The sequence below is a fragment of the Roseomonas sp. 18066 genome, from assembly GCF_902706185.1.
Lineage (GTDB): Bacteria > Pseudomonadota > Alphaproteobacteria > Acetobacterales > Acetobacteraceae > Pseudoroseomonas.
The window spans coordinates 1-396 of record NZ_CACSJM010000407.1; the positions used below are offsets into that span (position 1 = coordinate 1).

General features: G+C 65.2%; 1 protein-coding gene. It reads left to right on the forward strand.

The features are described 5' to 3' along the window. Positions 1 to 396 (forward strand): peptidylprolyl isomerase (locus GVN67_RS29450; protein WP_200845473.1); only part of this gene is annotated, 396 nt, incomplete at both ends.

Consider the following 396-nt stretch of genomic DNA (forward strand, 5'->3'; position numbering starts at 1 on the left):
CAGCGGCAACCAACGGGCCGAACATTCCATCAGCGGACACAGCGGCCGGGAAGACGTTCACCGGCCAGCTGATGCTGAACGGCAGCCCGCTCGGCGTGGAGGTGGACGGGACGAAGGCCCCGCAGGCGGCCGCCGTCTTCAAGTCCCTCAGCGACGAAGGATACTTCAACGGCAAAACGTGCCACCGCCTGACCACCGCCGACAAGTTCGGCGTCCTGCAGTGCGGCTCACCCAAGGGCGACGGGCAGGGCGACCCGAACTACACATGGGGCCCGCTGGAAAACACCCCGGCTGACAACATGTACCCAGCCGGCACCATCGCGGTGGCCCGCACCGGCAACAACGCGTACGGCAATGGAACGCAGTTCTTCATCGTCTACAAGGACACAGCCATTC